Annotated in this window: 22 protein-coding genes and 1 tRNA gene; 14 read left to right on the top strand and 9 right to left on the bottom strand. The window is 68.6% G+C overall.

All coding sequences use genetic code 11. The annotated features are described in order from the left end of the window. The first annotated feature begins 22 nt into the window (after window positions 1-22). From HQ308_RS17070 to HQ308_RS17060, 3 genes are read left to right on the top strand one after another with little or no spacing between them, the layout of a single operon-like run. A complete protein-coding gene (locus tag HQ308_RS17070; protein WP_222647303.1) occupies window positions 23-712 on the top strand; it encodes an HAD hydrolase-like protein in 690 nt (229 codons plus the stop codon). Then, window positions 709-1,167: a low molecular weight protein-tyrosine-phosphatase gene (locus tag HQ308_RS17065; protein WP_027505775.1), complete on the top strand. Its 459-nt coding sequence runs from the start codon at window positions 709-711 to the stop codon at window positions 1,165-1,167. Before HQ308_RS17070 ends, HQ308_RS17065 begins: the two co-directional genes overlap by 4 nt. 37 nt (window positions 1,168-1,204) lie before the next feature. Beyond that, entirely contained in the window at window positions 1,205-2,119 is a 915-nt protein-coding gene (locus HQ308_RS17060; protein ID WP_027505774.1) for an SURF1 family protein, read from the top strand. Here the strand turns inward: HQ308_RS17060 and HQ308_RS17055 are convergent. Continuing rightward, a complete protein-coding gene (locus HQ308_RS17055) occupies window positions 2,048-3,022 on the bottom strand; it encodes a cobalamin biosynthesis protein (protein ID WP_222647302.1) in 975 nt (324 codons plus the stop codon). The genes HQ308_RS17060 and HQ308_RS17055 overlap by 72 nt on opposite strands. A 70-nt stretch (window positions 3,023-3,092) precedes the next feature. On the opposite strand from HQ308_RS17055, the gene HQ308_RS17050 reads away from it, so the two are divergent. After that, complete coding sequence (locus tag HQ308_RS17050) at window positions 3,093-3,788, top strand: acetoacetate decarboxylase family protein (protein WP_222647301.1); 696 nt, start codon at window positions 3,093-3,095, stop codon at window positions 3,786-3,788. A gap of 43 nt (window positions 3,789-3,831) precedes the next feature. Continuing rightward, complete coding sequence (locus HQ308_RS17045; protein WP_056445720.1) at window positions 3,832-4,239, top strand: PaaI family thioesterase; 408 nt, start codon at window positions 3,832-3,834, stop codon at window positions 4,237-4,239. 183 nt (window positions 4,240-4,422) lie between these two features. On the opposite strand, the gene HQ308_RS17040 is transcribed toward HQ308_RS17045, so the two are convergent. After that, on the bottom strand, window positions 4,423-5,802 hold the full coding sequence (locus HQ308_RS17040) for an amidase (RefSeq protein WP_222647300.1): 1,380 nt from the start codon (window positions 5,800-5,802) through the stop codon (window positions 4,423-4,425). Between the two features lie 189 nt (window positions 5,803-5,991). Between HQ308_RS17040 and HQ308_RS17035 the strand changes: the two genes are divergently transcribed. Further along, complete coding sequence (locus HQ308_RS17035) at window positions 5,992-7,461, top strand: MFS transporter (RefSeq protein WP_308115800.1); 1,470 nt, start codon at window positions 5,992-5,994, stop codon at window positions 7,459-7,461. On the opposite strand, the gene HQ308_RS17030 is transcribed toward HQ308_RS17035, so the two are convergent. Continuing rightward, window positions 7,455-8,360, bottom strand: coding sequence for a LysR family transcriptional regulator (locus HQ308_RS17030; protein ID WP_222630477.1), 906 nt, complete (start codon window positions 8,358-8,360; stop codon window positions 7,455-7,457). The genes HQ308_RS17035 and HQ308_RS17030 overlap by 7 nt on opposite strands. Before the next feature lie 120 nt (window positions 8,361-8,480). Between HQ308_RS17030 and HQ308_RS17025 the strand changes: the two genes are divergently transcribed. Together HQ308_RS17025 and HQ308_RS17020 are read left to right on the top strand one after the other, a co-directional pair. After that, window positions 8,481-9,971 (top strand): CoA-acylating methylmalonate-semialdehyde dehydrogenase, encoded by a 1,491-nt coding sequence (locus HQ308_RS17025; RefSeq protein WP_042575241.1) that lies wholly within the window; start codon window positions 8,481-8,483, stop codon window positions 9,969-9,971. A 105-nt stretch (window positions 9,972-10,076) separates the two neighbouring features. Further along, complete coding sequence (locus HQ308_RS17020) at window positions 10,077-11,234, top strand: iron-containing alcohol dehydrogenase (RefSeq protein ID WP_222647298.1); 1,158 nt, start codon at window positions 10,077-10,079, stop codon at window positions 11,232-11,234. 117 nt (window positions 11,235-11,351) lie between these two features. On the opposite strand, the gene HQ308_RS17015 is transcribed toward HQ308_RS17020, so the two are convergent. The 4 genes from HQ308_RS17015 to HQ308_RS17000 all read right to left on the bottom strand — a co-directional run bounded on the left by HQ308_RS17015 (window position 11,352) and on the right by HQ308_RS17000 (window position 12,648). Beyond that, complete coding sequence (locus tag HQ308_RS17015; protein ID WP_261776246.1) at window positions 11,352-11,648, bottom strand: DUF1272 domain-containing protein; 297 nt, start codon at window positions 11,646-11,648, stop codon at window positions 11,352-11,354. A gap of 10 nt (window positions 11,649-11,658) precedes the next feature. Then, window positions 11,659-11,730, bottom strand: a tRNA-Val gene (locus HQ308_RS17010). Window positions 11,731-11,761: 31 nt separating this feature from the next. Next, window positions 11,762-12,226, bottom strand: coding sequence for a peroxiredoxin (locus HQ308_RS17005; protein WP_204868236.1), 465 nt, complete (start codon window positions 12,224-12,226; stop codon window positions 11,762-11,764). After that, complete coding sequence (locus HQ308_RS17000) at window positions 12,226-12,648, bottom strand: DUF3052 domain-containing protein (RefSeq protein WP_027505760.1); 423 nt, start codon at window positions 12,646-12,648, stop codon at window positions 12,226-12,228. Before HQ308_RS17000 ends, HQ308_RS17005 begins: the two co-directional genes overlap by 1 nt. A gap of 370 nt (window positions 12,649-13,018) precedes the next feature. Here HQ308_RS17000 and aceE point away from each other — a divergent pair, with 370 nt between their 5' ends. From aceE to HQ308_RS16970, 6 genes are all read left to right on the top strand, one after another. Beyond that, entirely contained in the window at window positions 13,019-15,805 is a 2,787-nt protein-coding gene (aceE, locus tag HQ308_RS16995; protein WP_239533026.1) for a pyruvate dehydrogenase (acetyl-transferring), homodimeric type, read from the top strand. 35 nt (window positions 15,806-15,840) lie between these two features. After that, window positions 15,841-17,205, top strand: a complete 1,365-nt coding sequence (locus HQ308_RS16990; RefSeq protein ID WP_081821256.1) for a CdaR family transcriptional regulator — start codon at window positions 15,841-15,843, stop codon at window positions 17,203-17,205. Window positions 17,206-17,333: 128 nt separating this feature from the next. Further along, entirely contained in the window at window positions 17,334-18,251 is a 918-nt protein-coding gene (locus tag HQ308_RS16985; protein WP_222647294.1) for an ACP S-malonyltransferase, read from the top strand. A gap of 191 nt (window positions 18,252-18,442) precedes the next feature. Next, on the top strand, window positions 18,443-18,754 hold the full coding sequence (acpM, locus tag HQ308_RS16980; RefSeq protein ID WP_027505756.1) for a meromycolate extension acyl carrier protein AcpM: 312 nt from the start codon (window positions 18,443-18,445) through the stop codon (window positions 18,752-18,754). A gap of 8 nt (window positions 18,755-18,762) precedes the next feature. Beyond that, the gene (locus tag HQ308_RS16975; RefSeq protein WP_027505755.1) at window positions 18,763-20,013 is read left to right on the top strand and encodes a KasA/KasB family beta-ketoacyl-ACP synthase; all 1,251 of its coding nucleotides are present in this window, start codon (window positions 18,763-18,765) and stop codon (window positions 20,011-20,013) included. 130 nt (window positions 20,014-20,143) lie between these two features. Then, a complete protein-coding gene (locus HQ308_RS16970) occupies window positions 20,144-21,577 on the top strand; it encodes an acyl-CoA carboxylase subunit beta (RefSeq protein ID WP_222630462.1) in 1,434 nt (477 codons plus the stop codon). Window positions 21,578-21,646: 69 nt separating this feature from the next. Here the strand turns inward: HQ308_RS16970 and HQ308_RS16965 are convergent, their stop codons facing one another. Together HQ308_RS16965 and HQ308_RS16960 are read right to left on the bottom strand one after the other, a co-directional pair. Beyond that, window positions 21,647-22,150, bottom strand: coding sequence for a DUF3145 domain-containing protein (locus HQ308_RS16965; RefSeq protein WP_027505753.1), 504 nt, complete (start codon window positions 22,148-22,150; stop codon window positions 21,647-21,649). Between the two features lie 147 nt (window positions 22,151-22,297). After that, window positions 22,298-23,125, bottom strand: coding sequence for a serine hydrolase (locus tag HQ308_RS16960; protein WP_231476315.1), 828 nt, complete (start codon window positions 23,123-23,125; stop codon window positions 22,298-22,300). Between the last annotated feature and the right edge of the window lie 51 nt (window positions 23,126-23,176).

Here is a 23,176-nt window from a genome sequence, read left to right as displayed (position 1 = left end):
GGCGCTCCATATACTGACCCCCATGTCCACCACAGCCGTCGACCTCGTCCTCTTCGACCTCGACGGCACCCTCACCGATTCCGCACCCGGCATCCTCGCCGGTTTCGATCACGCGCTCGCGACGGTGGGGAGCCCGCCGCCCGGCGACGACGTCCGGGCGCACGTCATCGGTCCGCCGATGATCGACACGTTCCGGTCCCTCGGTCTCGACGAGGACAGGGTCGAGCGCGCCCGCACCGCCTACACGGAGTACTACGACAGCCGCGGCTGGTCCGAGAACCGCGTGTACGAGGGCATCGTCGACGTGCTGGACGCGCTCGTGGCCGCCGGTGTCCCGATGGCGGTCGCGACGTCGAAGAACGAACGATTCGCACGGCGCATTCTCGAACACTTCGGCCTGGCCGACTACTTCCTCTTCATCGCGGGCGCCAGCGACGACGGCAGCCGCCGGTCCAAGGCGGACGTCGTCGCGCGCGCACTCGAGCAGGTGGGGCGCCCGGCTCGGTCCACGGCCGAGGGCGGTACCGCGTCGGTGGTGATGGTCGGCGACCGCGACCACGACGTGTTCGGCGCCGGGCACTGGGGCATCCCCGTCGTCCTGGTCCGGTGGGGATACGGATTCGAGTCCGAGCACGACGCGGCCTCGTGGTCCGTCGGATCGGCGGCGGAACTCACCACGTTGCTCTCCTCGCTCACGACGGACGCGGCATGACGGTGCACGTGACCTTCGTCTGCACGGGCAACATCTGTCGGTCGCCGATGGCCGAGAAGATCGTGACGCAGGCCCTCGCGGATGCCGGGATGGACGACCGGGTGCGCGTCACCAGCGCCGGCACGGGCGACTGGCACGTCGGCGACGCCGCAGACCCGCGCGCCGCTGCCGAGCTGGAGTCGCACGGCTACCCGTCGGCCCATCGCGCCCGCACCGTCGATGCCGAGATCCTGGGTGCGGACCTCGTCGTCGCGCTGGATCGAACTCACGAGCGCGACCTCCGTCGCCTCGGCGTCCCCGCGGACCGGCTGGCACTGCTGCGCTCGTTCGACCCGGACGCCGATTCCGACTCGGTGGCCGATCCGTACTATGGCGACGACGGCGACTTCCGGACGGTGCGCGAGCAGATCGAGGCGGCCGTCCCCGGTCTACTCGAGGCCCTCACGCAGCACTGACACCCCCGTCCCGACGCGACGACTACGCTGTGTAGTCGTGCGCCGACTGTCGTTCCTTCTCCGTCCCGGGTGGTTGGCACTCGCGGCTGTCGTCATCCTCTTCGCGTACCTCTGCTTCTCCGTTCTCGCGCCCTGGCAACTGGGCAAGAACACCACCACGTCGGCGCGGAACGAGCAGATCAGCCGCTCCTTCGACGCGGAACCGGTCGATGCTGCCGACCTGTTGACCGAGCAGGTCGTCGCCCCCGAGGACGACTGGCGACGGGTCGTGGTCACCGGGACGTACGACGCCGACAGCGATGTGGTGGTCCGCCTGCGCAGCGTCGACGACACCCCGGCCTTCGAGGTCCTCACCCCGTTCGTCACCGACGCCGGGCCCACGATCCTGGTGAACCGCGGCTACGTGCTGCCCACCACGGGTATCGACGTCCCGACCTTCGATCCCCCGCCGGCCGGCACCGTCACGCTGGAGGGCCGCCTGCGCGTCTCGGAACCGTCGGTTCCGGACAAGCCCGCCGTCGCCGGTCCCGGGGTCCCGCAGGTCTACACGATCACGCCCGCCCAGGTCGGTGAGTTGACCGGCACCGATCCGGTCGACGGGTACGTGCAGCTCGCCGACGCGCAGCCCGGCGGTCTCGGTGTTCTCGCGCTGCCGCAGCTCGACGCCGGGCCTTACCTGTCCTACGGGTTGCAGTGGCTGGCGTTCGGCATCATGGCTCCGCTGGGTCTGGCGTACTTCGTGCGCGCCGAGATCAAGGAACGGCGGCGTGGCAACGCCGAGTCGAGTGACGATCTCGAACCGAGCGACGATCTCGAGCCCACCGCCGCTCCCGACGAGTACGACGACGGACTGGACGCGCTGCTGAAGCCGCGGCGAGGCCTACGAAGGAAGTCGGCGCCCGCGGCCGAGTCGACGACGCTGCTGACCGATCGCTACGGCAAGAAGCGCTGACACCGCCGCGGCGCTCGCCTGCACCGCGGCCGACAGGCGCACCGCACGCCGCAGATCGTTCGTCGTGGGGACGCTTCCCCGGCCCAGGACGGGCCGCTGTTCGACACCGTGCGCGTAGGCCGTCTCGCCGCCGAGCCGTACTCCGAGGGCGCCCGCGGCGGTCGACTCGGTCACTCCGGCATTCGGGCTCGGATGGTCGGACGCGCTCGCGCGCCACGCGGCCAGGGCGTCCCGCGGCGTCCCACCCACCGTCGGCGCCGATGCTGCCGTGAGGAGTCCGGTGAGTCGGGCGGGGATCAGGTTGACCACGTCGTCGAGCCGGGCGGCACACCATCCGAACCGTTCGTAGCGCGGCGAGTGGTAGCCGATCATCGCGTCGAGGGTGTTGACGGCGCGGTAGCCGACGGCGCCGGGAGCCCCTGCCACCGCGGCCCAGAAGAGCACGCCCGTCGTCGCGTCCGACGTGTTCTCGGCCACCGATTCGAGCGCCGCCCGCGCCGCGCCCGCGTCGTCCAGCAGAGCGGGATCACGCCCGCAGAGCGACGGCAGAATCGCCCGCGCGGCCGGAAGATCGTTGGCGTCCAGGGCGTCGGCCAGCGCGAGACCCGTGCGGGCCAGCGTCGTTCCGCCGAGACACGCCCAGACCGCGGCGGCCGTCAGCGCTGCACGCGGAACCGGGTGATCGCGCACGAGTCGATCCGCCGCGGCCGTCGCGCCGATGGCTCCACCGACGAGCAGTGCGGTGTGGACGGTTCCGGCGAGTCGGTCGTCCCGGTACGTCCGCGTCTCGAGGGCGGCGGCGAGAGATCCGAAGGCGGCCACGGGATGACGGCGTCGTGGATCCCCCAGCATCAGGTCGGCGAGGTATCCGGACACGATTCCGACGGCGGGTGCGGTGATCATCGTCTGCGATCCTATCCGCCGCGTCACGGTCAGATAGTCGGACGTCCACGTATTCGGCTACCCTGTGCGCATGACGGAGTCGACGAGGACGCAGGACTGGCACACCGGCGCGGACGGCGAGCTGTATCCGCCGGAGCCCTGGTACCTCGGCGGCACCCTGCTGGTGTCGGTCTACCGCGTTCCCGTCCACGAGCTCCCGAAGGACGTGGTGTCCGCCGTGTCCGACGCCGATGCCCGGCTGGTGACGGTCGGCGGGCACGCTGTCGTCTCCGCGGCCTTCGTGCGCTATACCTCGGGCGGCGTCCTGTCCTACGACGAGTTGATCGGCTCGGTACTCGTCCGGCGCGGCCTCACCGTCATGGCCACCATCCCGCACATCTGGGTCGACAGTCCGCAGTCCCGCACCGGTGGGCGCGAACTGTGGTCCATACCGAAGCATCTGGGCGAATTCCGCCGCGAGACGAGCGGGCCGCGTGTCACCGCGTCGATGACGTTCGACGGTGCCCCCGTCGCGGCGCTCGACGCGCGGGTCGGGCGCCGACTCACACCGGGCACGCCGCGCATTCCGCTCACCACCGCACAGCACCTCGGCGGTCGCACCGTCGTGTCCCGCAACACGATCTACGCGACCACCCGCGCGCTGTCGACGACGTGGACGTTCGCATCGGACGGTCCGTTGGGTCACCTGCACGGACGCACGCCGACCGTGAGCGTGGCACTCGCCGACGCCTCCATCGTGTTCGGTGGACACGTCGACCGACGCTGAGCTCGTTGGGGTTGACTGTGGGTCCGCCTACACAGGAGACCCCATGACCGACCTGCAGAACTTCGCCGACACCGTCTTCACCGCCGCAGCCGGGCTGCAGGTCACCACGGCCACCGGCACCGAGGTACGCGGACACATCGATCTGACGAGCGATCATCACACCCCGTGGGGCGTCGTGCACGGCGGCGTCTACGCCTCGGCCGTCGAATCGGCCGCGAGTATCGGTGCGAGCGTGGCGGTCTCGGACCGCGGACAGTTCGCCGTCGGCGTCCACAACGGAACGGACTTCCTCCGGTCGATGACCGAGGGGCGGGTCGACGTGGTCGCCACCCCGCTGCAACAGGGTCGGGTACAGCAGCTCTGGCAGGTGATCATCACCAGCGCCGACTCAGGTAAGGAGATCGCCCGCGGTCAGGTGCGACTGCAGAACGTGGCGAACCCGAACGCCTGACTAGAAGCTCCAGCCGCGGAACAGGTAGCTGATGCGGATCAGGATGTCGACGAGCCCTGCGGACATGTGTTCCTCCGACGTTCGTGCCTGTCAGCGGGCTCGGGTCGCCCCCCTGTCCCAGAACACTAGGCACCCGCCGGCCCGTCGGGGGTCGCAACACGGAGAACGGGCGACGTTCTCGTGTCAGTCGGCGAGGGAACGCCACGGTGCCGCGCCCTCGATCTCGAAGGCCACCTCGAGCAGCGTTCGCTCGTCGCCCTGCACACCGGAGAACATGACCCCCACCGGCAGTCCGGCGCTCGAGCGCCCCAGCGGCAGCGACATCGCCGGCGCTCCCGCCACGTTGTGCAGCGGAGTGAACGCGGCGTAGGACGTGAGCCTCTCGAGGTACTCGTCGAACGGCACGTGCGGCGACAGATGCCCCAGCCGCGGCGTGGTGTGCCCGAGCACCGGGGACAGCACCAGGTCGACGCTCGCGAACATCGAGGCGTAGTCGGCACCGGCCCTGCGCAGTCGACGCACCACCGACGGCAATCGGTACCGCGTACGACGGAAGCGGTCCGCGAGTCCCACGGTGAGCGTGTCGAAGTCGCGTTCCGTGCGGCCCTCGAGACGCGGCGTCGTCTTCTGCAGAACGTAGGCGAGGAACGACCAGTACTCGACGAAGTCCTCGGGAAAGCGTGGGTCGATCGGCACGGTGGTCATCTCGTCCACCGTGTGACCGAGGCGCTCGAGGAGCGCGGCGGCGTCGTCCAGCGCGGCGAGCGTCTCGACGTCGGTGGGGCCGCCCGCGGGCGACTGCCGGATCACACCGACCCGCAGTCGCCGCGCCGACGGGCCCGTCACGGTGCCGATCGGTCGCAGGCGTCGTGCACTCGCGTGATCGGCCGCTGCCCAGAACGCGGCGGTGTCACGGACACTGCGCGTCAGCACGCCCTCGGAGACGATCGCGACGGGCAGCAGCTTCTCCAGCGCCGGCAGCACGAACCTGCCGCGCGACGGCTTGAGGCCCACGAGCCCCGTGCAGGCCGCTGGGATCCGGATCGAGCCGCCGCCGTCGTTGCCGTGTGCGAGGGGAACCGCCCCCGCCGCCACCAGCGCCGCGGATCCGCCCGAGGACGCGCCCGTCGAGTACTCGGTGTTCCAGGGGTTCCGGGTGGGCGGCCGGGTCGGGAACTCGGTCGACGCGCTGAGTCCGAACTCCGGCAGCGTCGTCTTGGCCATGACACCGAACCCCAGCGAGAGCATCTCGCGGGCCACGGGACCGTGCCGGTCCGCGGGACGAGCACGGATGATCTCGGAGCCCTGGCCCGTCGGCAGCCCTCGGACGTCGCTGTTGTCCTTGATCAGCGTCGGCACACCCGCGAACGGCCCCGCCTGGTCGCCGACGACGGGAGTCGTCAGTGGTGGCCCCACCAGCGCGTCCAACTCGGCCATCTTCTCGATGCGCGACAGTGCCGCCGACGCCAGTTCCGCGGCGGAGACCTCGCGCCTGCGCACTCGCAGCGCGAGCCCCACCGCGTCGTCGCGCCCCAACGCATCGTCCGTGAACGCATGTGTCATCGAAGATCCCCCTCGCTTCCGTCACCGGCGAAGCGGTGATTGCGTGCGCGTCCCGCGGGGAACGCTGCACCCCGTGCGCCGCGCTCCGTGGTGCACGCAACTCTAGAGAATGCGGCCACGACCGGTCCGAGACTCACGTCTTCACCGAATACGGTCGTCAGTTCCTGTCCTGTGCGAAAGGTTTCTCGGGTGTCCACCACTTCCACCTCGGCCGACAACGCGGCCCCCGCGGTCTCCCGACGCGCCTGGCAGTCGTTGATCGTCCTGCTCACGGGCATGTTCATCGCCCTGCTCGACACGACCATCGTCAACGTCGCGCTCCCCACCATCCGCACCAGCCTCGATGCGTCCGAGGCCACCCTGTCCTGGATCATCTCCGGATACGCGCTCGCGTTCGGCCTGGCACTGATCCCGGCGGGTCGGGTGGGCGACCGCATCGGCCACAAGTGGGTGTTCTTCACCGGACTCGCCCTCTTCACGGTGGCCAGCCTCGCGTGTGGACTCGCGCAGAACGATTTGCAGCTCGTCGCGGCGCGCATCGTGCAGGGACTCGCGGGCGGCATCTTCGTCCCCGCCGTCACCGCCTACATCCAGTTGCTGTTCCCGCCGCAGATGCGGGGCAAGGCCTTCGCCATCATGGGCGCCGTCATCGGCGTCTCGTCCGCACTGGGCCCCATCATCGGCGGTCTGATCATCGAGGCCGCCGGCAGCGAGAGCGGATGGCGGTTGGTCTTCTGGGTCAACCTGCCGTTCGGACTCATCGGCTTGATCCTGGCCGCGACGATCTTGCCGACCCGCTCCGAGATCGACTCCCCCGACGCCCCCGCGCGCGGTATCGACTGGGTGGGTCTCGCACTCGTCACGGCAGGTCTCGTCGCCATCCTGGTCCCCCTCATCGAGGGCCAGGACACCGGATGGCCGACATGGACGTACGTGACACTCGGCGCCGGCATCGTGCTCATCGGGCTGTTCGGCGCGTGGGAGGTGCGCTACTCGCGTGCCGGCCGCACCCCCCTGGTCCCGCCGCGACTGTTCACCCGGCCCGCGTTCACCGGCGGGGTCATTCTCGCCCTCGTCTACTTCGCTGCCTTCACGTCGATCTTCTTCACCATCTCGATCCTGTGGCAGACCGGTCTCGGCAACTCGGCCCTCGCCTCGGGCGTGGTGTCGATCCCGTTCGCGATCGGCAGCATCATCTCGTCGTCGCAGTCCAACAGGCTGGCCGAACGTCTCGGCCGCAATGTCCTGGTGCTCGGCACGGCCCTCGTCACCCTGGGACTCGTGTGGGCCTGGTTGGTCCTGCTGTTCACCGATGCGTCGGCCCTGACCAACTGGAAGCTGCTGCTGCCCCTGTTCATCGCAGGCCTGGGCAACGGCGCCTTCATCGCTCCCAATGCGCAGTTCATCGTCGCGACGGTCGATCGGCCCGACGCGGGCGCCGCCAGCGGTGTCATCTCGACGATGCAGCGGGTCGGCAGCGCGATCGGCATCGCCATCATCGGCAGCGTCCTCTTCGGCTCGCTGAACGTCATGGGCCCCGGTGAGGACGCCGTCGCGACGGCGTTCACCGACAGCGCGGCGCACGCCATGGGAGTCAGCGCCGGGTTCGCCGTGCTCGCGTTCGTCCTGGTCTTCGCACTACCGCGACGGGCTCACTGATCGTCCGCATCCGGTGCCAGCAGGTGCACGTCGTCGGCGACGATCGATCGCAGTAGTTCGTCGACGGCCTTCACCCGCGCCAGTCGCGTGAGGTCGCGAGGCATCGCGGTCCAGTAGTCGCGGCGCACGGCGAACTCGTCGGGCAACACACAGACCAGCTGGTCGTCCGGTTCGCCGATGTAGTTGGGCAACGGTGCGATCCCGAGCCCGTGGCGGGCCGCGAGCCAGTGCCCGGTGATGTTGTTGGTCTGGAACTGCGGTCGACCGTCGAGGTGCATGGCGTCGAGGATGCGCAGCGGCACCACGTCCAACAGCGCGTCGACGTACCAGATCAGGACGTGCCGACGCAGGTCGTCGAGGCTCTCCAGTGCGGGCGCGGCGCGGAGGTAGGACGGCGACGCGTACAGCCTGAGCTCGTACGACGCCAGCTTCCGCGATGACATGAATCGCGGCGACGGCCGCTCCAGGCTCACGGCGACGTCGAAGCCGCGGGTGCTCAGCGCGTCGTGCTCCGTGGCGGTGACCAGCTCGACGTCGAGTCGGGGGTGGTCCCGGCGCAGCCGCGTCAGCTGCGGCGTGAGCACGAAGGCACCGAAACCGTCCGGGGCGGCGATCCGCACGGAGCCGGTCAGCGATCCCACGGACGTCGTCTGGTCCTCGAACGCCGCGATCAGCGTCGACTCCACCGTCTCCGCGTAGCCCACGAGGCGTCGCCCCGCCTCCGTCAGCCGCCAGCCCGACGGCGTGCGATCGAAGAGTCGATGGCCCGCCGCCTTCTCCAGACTGGTGATGCGGCGGCCCACCGTCGTGTGGTCGACACCCAGCACTCGCGAGGCGTCGTTGAGGCGCCCGTGGCGCGAGACCTCCAGGAAAAAGCGGAGGTGATCGGCGGAGAACATGCCGCGAGCGTACCCACCACGTGCAGATCTGCACGCGCGAGTGCGCCTTTGGCCTTTGACAGACGCAATTCTGCTAGGGAGACTCAGATCACAGGCCAGCACTCGACCGAAGGAATATCCGTGAACACGATCACGCACTGGGTGGACGGCAAGCCGTTCGCCGGCACCTCCGACAAGACCTCCCCCGTCACCAACCCGGCCACCGGTCAGGTCACCGGCGAGCTCGCTCTCGCCACCGTCGAGGATGCCCGCGTCGTCATCGACTCGGCCACCGCCGCCTTCCCCGCCTGGCGCGACACCTCGCTGTCCAAGCGCACCGCGATCCTCTTCAACTTCCGCGAGCTGCTCAACGCGAAGAAGGGCGAACTCGCCGAGATCATCACCGCCGAGCACGGCAAGGTCCTCTCCGACGCGCTCGGCGAGATCAGCCGCGGCCAGGAAGTCGTCGAATTCGCCTGCGGTATCCCGCATCTGCTCAAGGGCGGCTTCACCGAGAACGCCTCCACCGGAGTCGACGTCTTCTCCCTGCGCCAGCCGCTCGGACCCGTCGGCATCATCAGCCCGTTCAACTTCCCGGCCATGGTGCCGATGTGGTTCTTCCCCATCGCCATCGCCGCCGGCAACACCGTCGTGCTCAAGCCGTCCGAGAAAGACCCGACGGCGAGCATCTGGATCGCCGAGCTGTGGAAGGAAGCGGGCCTGCCCGACGGCGTGTTCAACGTTCTCCAGGGTGACAAGACGGCCGTCGACGAGCTGCTCGAGAACCGCAACATCAAGTCCATCAGCTTCGTCGGCTCCACCCCCATCGCGCAGTACGTCTACGCCACGGGCACCTCGCACGGCAAGCGCGTCCAGGCCCTCGGCGGCGCCAAGAACCACGCCATCGTGCTCCCCGATGCCGACCTCGACCTCGCCGCCGACGCCATGGTCAACGCCGGCTTCGGCTCCGCCGGTGAGCGCTGCATGGCCATCTCCGCCCTCGTCGCGGTCGGCGACATCGCAGACGAGCTGGTCGCCAAGATCGCCGAGCGCACCACCCCGCTCAAGACCGGCGACGGCACCCGCGGCGCAGACATGGGCCCGCTGGTGACCAAGGCGCACCGCGACAAGGTCGCCTCCTACGTCGACGCGGGCGAGGAGTCCGGCGCCACCATCGTCGTCGACGGCCGCACCGTGAAGGCCGACGGCGGAGACGAGGGCTTCTGGCTCGGACCCACCCTCATCGACCACGTCACCCCCGAGATGAGCATCTACACCGACGAGATCTTCGGACCCGTCCTCTCCGTGGTCCGCGTCGACACGTACGACGAGGCACTGCAGCTCATCAACGACAACCCCTACGGCAACGGCACCGCCATCTTCACCAACGACGGTGGCGCCGCTCGACGCTTCCAGAACGAGGTCGAGGTCGGCATGATCGGCATCAACGTGCCGATCCCGGTTCCCATGGCCTACTACAGCTTCGGTGGCTGGAAGAACAGCCTCTTCGGCGACACCCACGCCCACGGCACCGAGGGCGTGCACTTCTTCACCCGCGCCAAGGCCGTCACCTCCCGCTGGCTCGACCCGAGCCACGGCGGCATCAACCTCGGATTCCCCGAGAACGACTAGTCAGGTCCACGCCGCGCCGCATCGTCTCTCCGCAGTTCGGGAGGCGGTGCGGCATCGGCATTTCCGCTTCACGCACGCCCGACCACGAGAAGGAGCACGACGACGATGTCGACATCCATTTCCTTTCCCCGCTTCCTGCGTATGGGACCCGGCGCCGTCGAGGACCTCGGCCAGGTACTCGACGACCTCGGAGTCGAGCGCCCCCTCCTCGTGACCGACAAGTTCATGGTCAGCACGGGTGCAGCGGACCGCGTCATGGGCATCATCGCGGCCGCCGGCAAGACCGGCGCGCTGTTCGCCGAGACGGTTCCCGACCCCACCACCGACTCCCTCACCGCCGGGGTCGCCGCCGTCGCAGCGCACGACGCGGACGCCGTCATCGGCTTCGGCGGCGGGAGCCCCATGGACACCGCGAAGGCACTGTCGGTGCTGAGCAAGGGCGGCGGCGTCATGCGCGACTACAAGGCACCCGGCCCGTACACCGGACCGGCGCTGCCCATCATCGCCATCCCGACCACGGCCGGAAGCGGTTCGGAAGCAACGCAGTTCACCGTCATCACCGACAGCGAGTCGGACGAGAAGATGCTGTGCCCCGGCCTGTCCTTCCTCCCCATCGCCTCCGTCGTCGACCCCGAACTCACGATGTCCATGCCGCCACGCCTCACCGCGGACACCGGTGTCGACGCGTTGACCCACGCCATCGAGGCGTACGTCAGCAAGAAGGCGAACCCGATCTCCGATGCGTTGGCCCTCAACGCCATGCGCACCATCGGACGGTTCCTCGTACGCGCGTACACCGACGGGGACGATGCCGAAGCGCGCGCCGCGATGATGGCCGCGTCCACCCAGGCCGGGATGGCGTTCTCCAACGCCAGCGTGTGTCTGGTGCACGGCATGAGCCGACCCATCGGTGGCCACTTTCATGTCGCACACGGCTTGTCGAACGCGATGCTGCTGCCCGCCGTCACCGCGTTCTCCATCCCCGGCGCCCTGGAGCGGTATGCGGAGTGCGCGCGGCAACTCGGCGCCGCACATGAGGGTGACAGCGACGACGTGGCCTCGGCTGCACTGGTCACCTACATCGAGAACCTCTGCGCAACAGTCGAAGTGCCATCCCCGAGCGCGCACGGTCTCGATGCGGACAAGTGGGAGAAGCTCGTCCCGTTGATGGCGGAGCAGGCACTTGCCTCGGGCTCGCCGAACAACAACCCGGTGGTCCCCACCGCCCAGCAGATCGAGGAGCTGTACCGACAGGTGTTCTGACCGGTCGGCGCCGCCCCGTCGCGCTCCCCCGCGCGCACCGCCCGGTGGTGAGCGCACTCTGCAACCTGCGCAGACCGCCGCGCGCAGCGCCCGGCGCGACCGCGGCGCCGGCCCCGCTCAACGCTCAGCCGGCGGCACGTCCTTCACTCGCGACACGAACTCGTCCAACTCAGCCTCGCTGTACGGGGTGTGCACTCGCACCGTGGAACCGGGACGCAGGGCGACCGACAGGCCGGGCCGCCATTCGCGGGCCGGGCGTACGGGGCGAGGGGTGAAGCCGCCACCGCAGTTGGGGCACACGTTCGACAGTCGATCGACGCAGGCGGTACAGAAGGTGCAGTCGTACGTGCAGATCCACGCGTCGACGGACGACGGGGGCAGATCCACGTCGCACCGTTCGCAGTTGGGCCGCATGTCCATGATGTGGGCGCAGAGGGGTTCGAACCCCCGACCGCTGGTGTGTAAAACCAGAGCTCTACCGCTGAGCTATACGCCCCGTCGTTCCCCGACCGAGCCGGGGAACGCGCTCAAGAATCTAGCGTGGCGAGGGCCTTCTCCCAAGCCCCCTGGTCACGGGCCTCGCCCGGACCCATCATCTCGGCGAACCGCACCACTCCGGACGTGTCGATGAGGAAGGTTCCGCGGTTGGCGAACCCGAGGTCCTCGTTGAACACGCCGTACTGCTGCGCCACGGCGCCGTGCGGCCAGAAGTCCGACAGGAGCGGGAACGTGTATCCCTGCTCGGCGGACCAGATCTTGTGCGTGGGAGGCGGACCGACCGAGACGGCGAGCACCGCGGTGTCGTCGTTCTCGAACTTCGGCAGCTCGTCGCGCACCCGGCAGAGTTCACCCTGGCACGTGCCGGTGAACGCGAGCGGGAAGAAGATCAGCAGCACGTTCTTGGTGCCGCGATAGTCCGACAGCGTGACGGGCTGGTTGTTCTGGTCCTTCAACGTGAAGTCGGGAGCCTCGACTCCCACCTCGAGCGTCATCAGCGCTTCGTGGGCTGAGCCTTGGGCTGCACCAGCCGACTGCCTATCCACGCACCGAGGTTCGTGGTGGAGGTCTGGGTGAGGCCCGCGGTGGGTGCGGACTCGGCGATCTCGCTGGGCTCGACATGGCCGGACTGGCCTGTCTTGGGAGTGAGGACCCACACGAAACCGTCGTCGGAGAGGGGGGTGATGGCGTCCATGAGGGCGTCGACCAGGTCTCCGTCCCCGTCGCGCCACCACAGCAGCACGACGTCGACCACCTCGTCGGAATCCTCGTCGACGGTCTCGCCGCCGATCATCTCCTCGACGTCGGCCCGCAAGTCGTCGTCGGTGTCCTCGTCCCAACCCAACTCTTGCACGACCATGTCGCGGGTGACTCCGAGCTTCTGGGCATAGTTCTGGGCGTCCGCCGCGGCGACCACGGTCGTGTCCTCCTTCGAGTCGTGAACCCGATCGAGACCGACCGGGCGATACAGCAAAGTGTGCAGTAGTCAAAGCGAACAGGGTCGGGCGCCCCGGCGCAAGCCGACGCGGCGATCTGCGCGTTTTTCCGTTGCATTGATTTCACGCTTACCCAATCGGGAACCACCTGCACCAAGCGGGGTCCGATGGGGCAGGATTGACCTCGATCACCCGAGATTGACCCAGATCACCGTGAAGCTGCACAGCGGGCCGGCGTCACAGGACCGGCTCGCACTGGACCGGGAGCACACCATGCTCCCGCCACATCGAGGAGAACACACGTTGTCGGAATCGACGAAGGAAGAGCGCACCGACGCGGCAGACGCCGCGATGGGCGCTGTCGCCAGGAAGGCGAGCACGGACGGCCGTGTTCGCGTCATCCGAGAGGGGGTGGCGTCGTACCTTCCGGACATCGACAGTGACGAGACCGACGAGTGGATGGAATCCTTCGACCAGCTCCTCGAGCGCTCCGGGCCGCAGCGCGCCCGCTACCTGATGCTGCGCATGCTCGAGCGTGCCGGTGAGAAGCGTGTGTCCATTCCCGCGCTGACGTCGACCGACTACGTCAACACCATCCCTACCGAGAACGAGCCGTGGTTCCCCGGCGACGAGTCCATGGAACGCCGCTACCGCGCCTGGATCCGCTGGAACGCCGCCATCATGGTGCACCGCGCGCAGCGCCCCGGCGTCGGCGTCGGTGGCCACATCTCCACGTACGCCTCGTCCGCTGCTCTGTACGAGGTCGGCTTCAACCACTTCTTCCGCGGCAAGGACCACCCGGGCGGCGGTGACCACATCTTCATCCAGGGCCACGCCTCCCCCGGCATCTACGCCCGCGCGTTCCTCGAGGGTCGCATTCCGGCCGAACGCATGGACGGCTTCCGCCAGGAGTACAGCCACGCGGATCAGGGTGGCGGCCTGCCGTCGTACCCGCACCCGCGTCTGATGCAGGACTTCTGGGAGTTCCCGACGGTGTCGATGGGCCTCGGCCCGATGAACGCCATCTACCAGGCGCGCTTCAACCACTACCTCGCCGACCGCGGCATCAAGGACACCACCGATCAGCACGTGTGGGCGTTCCTCGGCGACGGCGAGATGGACGAGCCGGAGTCGCGAGGCCTCGCTCACGTGGCGGCCACCGAGGGTCTGGACAACCTGACCTTCGTCGTCAACTGCAACCTGCAGCGCCTCGACGGCCCGGTGCGCGGCAACGGCAAGATCATCCAGGAACTGGAGTCGTTCTTCCGCGGCGCCGGCTGGAACGTCATCAAGGTCGTGTGGGGCCGCGAGTGGGACACGCTCCTGCACAAGGACCGCGACGGCGCGCTGGTGAACCTGATGAACACCACTCCCGACGGTGACTTCCAGACGTACAAGGCCAACGACGGCAGTTACGTCCGCGACAACTTCTTCGGGCGCGATCCGCGGACCAAGGAACTGGTCAAGGATCTGAGCGACGCCGAGATCTGGAACCTCAAGCGCGGTGGCCACGACTACCGCAAGGTCCACGCCGCGTACGCCGCCGCGATGGAGCACAAGGGCCAGCCGACGGTGATCCTGGCGCACACCATCAAGGGCTACACGCTGGGCAAGCACTTCGAGGGCCGCAACGCGACCCACCAGATGAAGAAACTGACGCTGGACGACCTGAAGGCGTTCCGCGACATCCAGCACATCCCGATCTCCGACGAGGAGCTCGAGAAGGATCCGTACCTGCCCCCGTACTACCACCCGGGCGAGGACTCCCCCGAGATCCAGTACATGCTCGATCGCCGCAAGGCCCTGGGCGGATACGTCCCGGAGCGTCGCACGTCGGCGAAGCCGCTGCCCATGCCGCCCGACTCGACCTACAAGTCGATCATGAAGGGTTCCGGCAAGCAGGAGGTCGCGACGACCATGGCGCTCGTCCGCGTCATGAAGGAACTTCTTCGCGACAAGGAGATCGGCCATCGCGTCGTGCCGATCATCCCCGACGAGGCCCGCACCTTCGGTATGGACTCGTGGTTCCCGTCGCTCAAGATCTACAACCGCAACGGCCAGCTCTACACCTCGGTCGACTCGGAACTGATGCTCGCCTACAAGGAGAACGTCACCGGCCAGATCCTGCACGAGGGCATCAACGAGGCCGGCTCGACGTCGTCCTTCACGGCCGTCGGCACGTCGTACGCCACTCACGGCGAACCGATGATCCCGCTGTACATCTTCTACTCGATGTTCGGTTTCCAGCGGACCGGCGACGGCCTCTGGGCCGCTGCCGACCAGATGGCCCGCGGCTTCGTGCTCGGCGCCACCGCCGGCCGCACCACCCTCACCGGTGAGGGCCTGCAGCACGCCGACGGACACTCGCTGTTGCTCGCGGCGACCAACCCGGCGGCCGTCGCGTACGACCCGGCGTTCTCGTTCGAGATCGCGCACATCATCAAGGACGGTCTGCGCCGGATGTACGGCGGCACCGAGGGTGTGGAGGGATTCGGTGGAGAGAACATCTTCTACTACATCACTCTGTACAACGAGCCGTACCGCCAGCCGGCGGAGCCCGAGAACCTCGACGTCGAGGGTCTGCTGAAGGGCATCTATCTGTTCCAGAAGGGCAAGGCCGACGGCCCGAAGGCACAGATCCTGGTCTCCGGTGTGGGCATGCCGTCCGGGCTGCGTGCGCAGGAACTCCTCGCCGAGGACTACGGCGTGTCCGCGGACGTCTGGTCGGTGACCAGCTGGGGCGAACTCCGCCGCGACGGTGTCGACGCCGAGACCGAGGCCCTGCGCAACCCCGGCGACGAGCCGCGCGTCCCGTACGTCACCAGCAAGCTGCAGGAGGCGGAGGGACCCTTCGTCGCCGCGTCGGACTGGATGCGTGCTGTCCCGGATCAGATCCGTCAGTGGGTTCCCGGCCATTACACGACGCTGGGCACCGACGGGTTCGGCTTCTCCGACACCCGCACCGCGGCACGGCGGCACTTCAACGTCGACGCGGAGTCGATCGTCGTCGCCGTGCTGTCCGCGCTCGCCCGCTCGGGTGAGGTGGACAAGGACAAGGCCGTCGAGGCAGCCGAGCGCTACCAGATCGACGACGTCCTGGCCGCTCCGATCTCCACGGCCGATCCGGGCGTCGCCTGACAGTTGCACCAGGCACGCCGCGTAAGTTCGTGGCCATGGCCGACATCGCTCCCGATTCCCCCGACGGTTCGCCGGAGGGGGAATCGGAGCGTGTCCGGGAACGCCGCGAGCTCCGCCGCGCCGCCGCGGAGGCCCACCGACCCGGTGGCGCGATCCGCGCGAGACAACAACGAGTCCCGCTTCCCGATGCACTGCTGCGACGGGTGAAGCAGTTCTCCAGCAGGCTCTCCACCGAGGCGCTGACCCAGATGCAGGATCAGCTGCCGTTCGTGAGCGACCTCGATGCGTCGCAGCGCGCGAGTGTGCAGATGCTCGTGCAGACGGCCGTCGTCAACTTCCTCGAGTGGTTGCAGAACCCCGACAGCGACATTCGCTTCAGTCTCGACGCGTTCCAGGTCATCCCGCAGGATCTGGCGCGGCGCCTGACTCTGCGGCAGACCGTCGACATGGTCCGGGTCGCCATGGAGTTCTTCGAGCAGTGGCTCCCGGCCCTGGCGCGCAACGATCAGCAACTCGTCGCGCTCACGGAAGCAGTGCTGCGCTACGGGCGCGAGCTGGGATTCGCCGCCGCGTCGGTGTACGCGAGCGCGGCCGAGTCGCGTGGCGCGTGGGACACCCGGCTCGAGGCCCTCGTGGTGGACGCCGTCGTCCGCGGCGACACGGGCTCGGACATGCTCTCGCGCGCCGCGACCCTCAACTGGGACGCGACCGCGCCGGCCACCGTGCTCGTCGGATCGCCTCCACCGGATCAGGGCGTCTCCGTCGTCGGGACCGTGCACACGGTGGCGCAGCGCCACCATCGCGCCGCGCTCGCCGTGGTGCAGGGCACGCGTCTGGTCATGGTGGTCTCCGGTCATCTCTCCGGCGACCCGACCAGTGCCGCCTTCCTCGACGACCTCATGCGCAACTTCTCCGACACCCCGGTGGTCATCGGCCCGACGACCCGCACCCTCGGCGCCGCGCACTCGAGTGCCGTGGAGGCGTTCGCGGGGATGCAGGCGGTGGTCGGATGGCGGGGAGCACCGCGGCCGGTGCACGCGGGTGAACTACTGCCGGAACGAGCGTTGCTGGGCGATCAGGCGGCGGTCACGTCGCTCAACGAGCTCATCGTCCAGCCGCTCCAGGCTGCCGGATCGGCACTCTCGGACACGCTCGATGCGTATCTCGATTGCGGCGGAGCGGTCGAGACGTGTGCCAGGTCACTGTTTGTTCATCCAAATACTGTGCGATATCGGCTCAAGCGAATCGCGGAGGTGACTGGTCGGGATCCGACCAATGCCCGTGATGCGTACGTCCTGAGAATCGCGGCAACAGTGGGTCGCCTGTCGCAATCCCATAACGAAAGCCCATCACCGATAACAACAGTCACAGCCGGAACATTTGGGAATCTCATACAGTAACGGATCTTGCGCCAGGAACGATGCGACCCATCCTGCAGGGCGTTTGTAGGGTTCTGACAAATACGACCGACAAGGTTCATCGCGTAGAACATCTCCTGAAACGGCCTTCACAGTGTTTTCTTAGTTCCGTGATTGCAGTGCTTTCGCCCGGACAGGGCTCTCAGACACCCGGCATGCTCGTGCCGTGGCTCGGACTCCCCGGGGCCGCGGATCGTCTCGCCCTCTGGTCGCAGGCGTCGGGCCTCGACCTGACGCGGCTCGGAACCACCGCCACGGCGGAGGAGATCACCGACACCGCCGTGACCCAGCCGCTCGTCGTGGCCGCTGCGCTCCTCGCTTTCGAGGAGATCGAGCGGACGCACGGACTGCCGGAGAACATGGTCGTCGCCGGCCACTCCGTCGGTGAACTCGCCGCAGCCGCCGTCGCGGGCGTCATCTCCGCCGACGACGCCGTCGCTCTCGCCGCGATCCGCGGCGCCGAGATGGCCAAGGCCTGCGCACTGGCTCCGACCGGCATGTCCGCCGTACTCGGTGGCGACGAGGACGCGGTCCTCGAGCGTCTGACCGAGCTCGGCCTCGAGGCCGCCAACCGGAACGCCGCCGGCCAGATCGTGGCCGCCGGTCTCCTCACCGACCTCGCCGAGCTCGCCGCGAACCCGCCCGAGAAGGCACGCATTCGCCCGCTGCCCGTCGCCGGCGCGTTCCACACGCGCTTCATGGCACCCGCGCAGGACGCCGTGGTCGCCGCAGCTGCCTCCATCACGCCGTCCGATCCGACGCGTCGCCTGCTCTCCAACCTCGACGGCCGCGAGATCACCTCCGGCGCGGACGCACTGGCCAAGCTCGCCGGCCAGGTCACCCGGCCCGTCCGGTGGGATCTGTGCACAGCGACGCTGCGCGCGGCCGAGGTCGCCTCGATCGTCGAGCTCCCGCCGGCCGGCACCCTCGTCGGGATCGCCAAGCGCGAGATGCGCGGCACCCCGACGGTCGCCCTCAAGACTCCGGAGGACGTCTCCGGCCTCACCGCCCCGGTATCGGTCGGTTAGGTTACTGCGCGCAACCCCGCCGGTCCGTCACGGACCGGGCCGGGGATGCGCATCGCTCACCGCACGTCGTGAGGTGAGCGGGGCCGGTACGTAGCCGGCCCGACTCGAGAACGAGCGTTCGTCGAGACAGCATCCGCACCGGCGCACAGTCGCGCCGTGTGCACAGTTCCTTACACGAAGGGAGCCACTCCGTGGCCACGCAGGAAGAACTCATCGCCGGACTCGCCGAGATCATCGAAGAGGTCACCGGCATCGAGCCGTCCGAGGTGACCGTCGAGAAGTCGTTCGTCGACGACCTGGACATCGACTCCCTCTCCATGGTCGAGATCGCAGTGCAGACCGAGGACAAGTACGGCGTCAAGATCCCCGACGAGGATCTTGCCAGCCTCCGCACCGTCGGCGACGCCGTGAACTACATCCAGAAGCTCGAAGCCGAGAACCCCGAGGCCGCCGAGGCCATCAAGGCGAAGCTCGACAACCAGAGCGACTCCGCAGGCGAGTGAGCACGACCGTGACCACGCCCAGCACAGCCAACGGGGGCTTCCGCAACGTCGTCGTGACCAGCCTGGCGGTGACCACCTCCATCGCCGGTGACGTCGACGCGACGTGGAAGGGACTGCTGAACGGGGAGAGCGGCATCGACGTGCTCGAGGACGATTTCGTCACCGAGTTCGACCTTCCGGTTCGCATCGGCGGCCATCTGGCCGTCAATCCATCGACTCTTCTCTCTCGCGTCGAGCAACGACGCATGAGCTACGTCGAGCAGATGGCATACGTCCTGGGCAAGGAGGTGTGGAAGAACGCCGGCAGCCCCGAGGTCGACTCGGAGCGGTTCGGCGTCTCTATCGGCACCGGCCTGGGCGGCGGAGACGCACTGCTCGACGCCGACAAGAAGATGCGCGAGGGCGGGTACCGCAAGGTGTCCCCGCTCGCCGTGCAGATGATCATGCCGAACGGACCGTCGGCTGTCGTGGGGCTCGACCTGGGTGCACGCGCCGGTGTCATCACACCGGTGTCGGCATGCTCGTCGGGATCGGAAGCGATCGCTCACGCATGGCGGATGATCGTCATGGGCGACGCGGACATCATGGTCACGGGTGGGGTCGAGGGACACATCGACGCGGTACCGATCGCGGCCTTCTCGATGATGCGTGCCATGAGCACACGTAACGACGATCCGCAGGCGGCCTCGCGGCCGTTCGACAAGGATCGTGACGGCTTCGTCTTCGGCGAGTCCGGTGCGCTCATGGTGATCGAGAGCGAGGAGCACGCCAAGGCTCGCGGCGCGACGATCCATGCTCGCCTTCTCGGCGCCGGCATCACCTCGGACGGGTACCACCTGGTGGCTCCCGATCCGGCCGGAACCGGTGCGGCGCGTGCGATGCGCCGGGCCATCGAGACGGCGGGACTGACGGCGCAGGACATCTCGCACGTCAACGCCCACGCCACGGCCACTCCCATCGGGGACACGGCCGAGGCCACCGCGATCAACGCTGCGGTGGGCAACCACGCATCGGTGTACGCACCGAAGTCGGCCCTCGGGCACTCCATCGGCGCTGTCGGCGCCCTGGAGTCGATCCTGACAGTGCTCAGCATCCGGGACGGGATCGTTCCGCCCACGCTGAACCTGGACAACCAGGATCCGGAGATCGACCTCGACGTCGTGTCGGGCGAGGCCCGTCGCGGCGAGATCGAATACGCACTGAACAACTCGTTCGGATTCGGTGGGCACAATGTTGCGCTCGCCTTCGGACGCCACTGACGGCTCCGCAGCCGTCACGGCGTGACAGTCGTACGCGCACGAGGGCGGAGGTCCGGCGACCGCGGTCGCCGGATCTTCGCCCGCACCACCACTCCCCTGCCGGGAGCGGCAGTATGAAGGGGAGAACACGATGACCGTCCTCGCTCCGCACACCCGCCACTCCTCGTCGCGTGACCCGCGCGACCCCCTCGCTCGTCTCGAGAAGCTCTTCGACTCCGGTACGACCACCCCGCTGCACGACCGTGACAAGTCCGGTGTGCTGGCCGCCTCGGGTGAGATCGACGGAGTCCGCACCATCGCCTACTGCTCCGACGCCACCGTCATGGGCGGCGCCATGGGAGTCGACGGCTGCAAGCACATCGTCTCCGCCATCGACGAGGCCCTGGACTCCGGAGCGCCCATCGTCGGCATCTGGCACTCCGGTGGGGCCCGTCTCGCCGAGGGCGTCGAGGCTCTGCACGCCGTCGGGCTGGTCTTCGAGGCCATGGTGCGTGCGTCGGGCACCGTTCCGCAGATCTCGGTCGTGCTCGGATTCGCCGCCGGCGGCGCCGCGTACGGCCCCGCGCTCACCGACGTCGTGATCATGGCCCCCGAGGGCCGGGTCTTCGTGACCGGTCCCGACGTGGTGCGCAGCGTCACCGGCGAGCAGGTCGACATGGCCTCGCTCGGTGGGCCCGACACCCACTTCCGCAAGTCCGGCGTCTGCCACATCGTCGCCGACGACGAACTCGACGCCCTCGCACGGGGACGTCGGCTCGTGTCGATGTTCAGTGAGCAGGGCGAGTTCGACCTGGCCGCCGCCCAGCACGGCGACACCGATCTCAAGGCACTCCTGCCCGCGTCGAACCGCCGCGCGTACGACGTGCACCCGGTCGTCCACGAGCTGCTCGACAACGTCGAGGGCGAGTCGTCCTTCGAGGAGTTCCAGGGTGGTTGGGCGCGCAGCATCGTCACCGGGCTCGGCCGCCTCGGCGGTCGCTCGGTCGGTGTCATCGCCAACAACCCGATCCGCCTCGGTGGGTGCCTCAACTCCGAGTCCGCCGAGAAGGCCGCCCGCTTCGTCCGCCTGTGCGATGCCTTCGGCATCCCGCTCGTCGTCGTCGTGGACGTCCCCGGATACCTCCCGGGCGTCAGTATGGAGTGGGAGGGCGTGGTCCGCCGCGGCGCCAAACTGCTGCACGCGTTCGCCGAGGCCACCGTGCCCCGCGTGACACTGGTGACCCGCAAGATCTACGGCGGCGCGTACATCGCGATGAACTCACGGGCTCTCGGAGCAACGGCCGTCTACGCCTGGCCGGAGTCCGAGGTCGCGGTCATGGGCGCCAAGGCGGCCGTGGGCATCCTGCACAAGAAGGCACTGGCAGCGGCGCCCGATCACGAGCGCGAGGCGCTGCACGACCGTCTGACGGCCGAGCACGAGGCCATCGCCGGTGGTGTCGAGCGGGCCGTGGGCATCGGCGTCGTGGACGCGATCATCGATCCGGCCGCCACCCGCAGCACTCTCACCCGCGCACTGGCGGACGCCCCGGCGCGCCGTGGTCGCCACAAGAACATCCCGCTCTGAGGGGCGTCGCCCCGTGAGCCTTTTGCGCATCCCTGGATGCGCAAAAGGCTCACGGGGGCCGGAGGCCCACTAACTCGCGAGCCAGGTGACCTCTCCACCGACTCCACCGAGACGGAACTGCTCGAGCTCCGCGTCCCAGGCGGTACCGAGAACGTGATCCAGCTGCGCGTACACGTCGCCGCGTCCCTGTTCGAGGATCGACCGCAGCCGCTGCTCGCCCACCATGACGTCGCCGTTGGCACTGGTGGCGCCGTGCCACAGGCCGAGGCCGGGCACGTGCGCGAAGCGTTCACCGTCGACACCCTCACTGGGGTCCTCGGTGACCTCGAAACGCAGCATCTGCCATGAGCGCAGCACGCTGGCCAACCGGGCGCCGGTGCCCACGGGGCCGGTCCAGTTGGTGGTGGCCCGCAGTTGACCGTCGAATGCGGGCTGCGCGGTCCACTTGAGATTCGCTCGGCAGTCGAGCGCATCGGACAGCGCCCATTCGACATGCGGGCACAGCGCGGCCGGCGACGAGTGAATGTAGACGACACCCGTGGTCGAGTCCGCGAATTGGTTCAGTGCGTTCACCGTTGCCTCCAGCTTCGACGAGGGACGTCTTCCCCAACGGCCTGACGCGTCTGCTGATGTACGGCTTCTACCAGTGTGCCTCGAGTTACCCCTGTTACACCAGTCGTTCGGTGTGTCGGGTGGGTTCCGGCGGCGTGTCGCGGCGGGTCACACGCCCGCGAGCACCGTGTCACCCAACGCGGTCCACAACGGCTTGGCCCAGTCCCCGAAGGCGCGGTCGGCGAGCACGACGCACGAGACGCGGGCTTCGGGGTCCACCCAGAGGAACGTTCCCGACTGCCCGAAGTGCCCGAACGTGCGCGCCGAGTTCGTCTCCCCCGTCCAGTGCGGCGACTTGTGGTCACGGAGCTCGAAGCCCAGACCCCAGTCGTTGGGTCGCTGCGACCCGTACCCGGGGAGGATGCCTCCGAGTCCCTCGAACTGCACGCTCGTCGCCTCGTCGACGGTCTGGCCGGAGACGAGCGTCGGTGCGAGCAGTTCCGCCGCGAACGCCTCCATGTCGCGAAGATTGGACCGGGCTCCGTGGCCGGCCGACCCGTGCAGCTCGGTCGAGGTCATACCCAACGGTTCGAGCACGGCGGCGGACAGGTACTCCCCGAACTCGATGCCGGAACGCTCGGTCACGTGCTCCGCCAGGATCTCGAAGCCGGCGCTCGAGTAGATGCGTTTCGTCCCCGGCGCCGTGGTGGGCCGTCGGTCGTCGAACGCGACTCCCGAGGTGTGGGCGAGAAGGTGTCGGACGGTGGATCCTTCGGGTCCCGCCGCCTCGTCGAGCTCGACGGCTCCCTCCTCCACCGCGACGAGCGCCGCGTAGGCGACGAGGAGCTTGGTGACCGAGGCCAGTTCCTGCACGCGGTCCCGATCACCGTGCCGCGCGGCCACGTCGGGACCGTCGGTGATCACCGCGGCCGACACCGCCGGGACCGGCCAGTCGGTGAGTGAGGACAGAATCTCGGATGCGTTGCCGGTGACCACGAGCCCGACTGTAGTTCACACTCGTCACAGAATCTCGATGCGTCCGGGTAC

This window comes from Rhodococcus sp. BP-241, from assembly GCF_019836145.1.
Lineage (GTDB): Bacteria > Actinomycetota > Actinomycetes > Mycobacteriales > Mycobacteriaceae > Rhodococcoides.
Note: the sequence above shows the minus strand (reverse complement) of the source record. Positions and strands in the feature narration are given on the sequence as shown.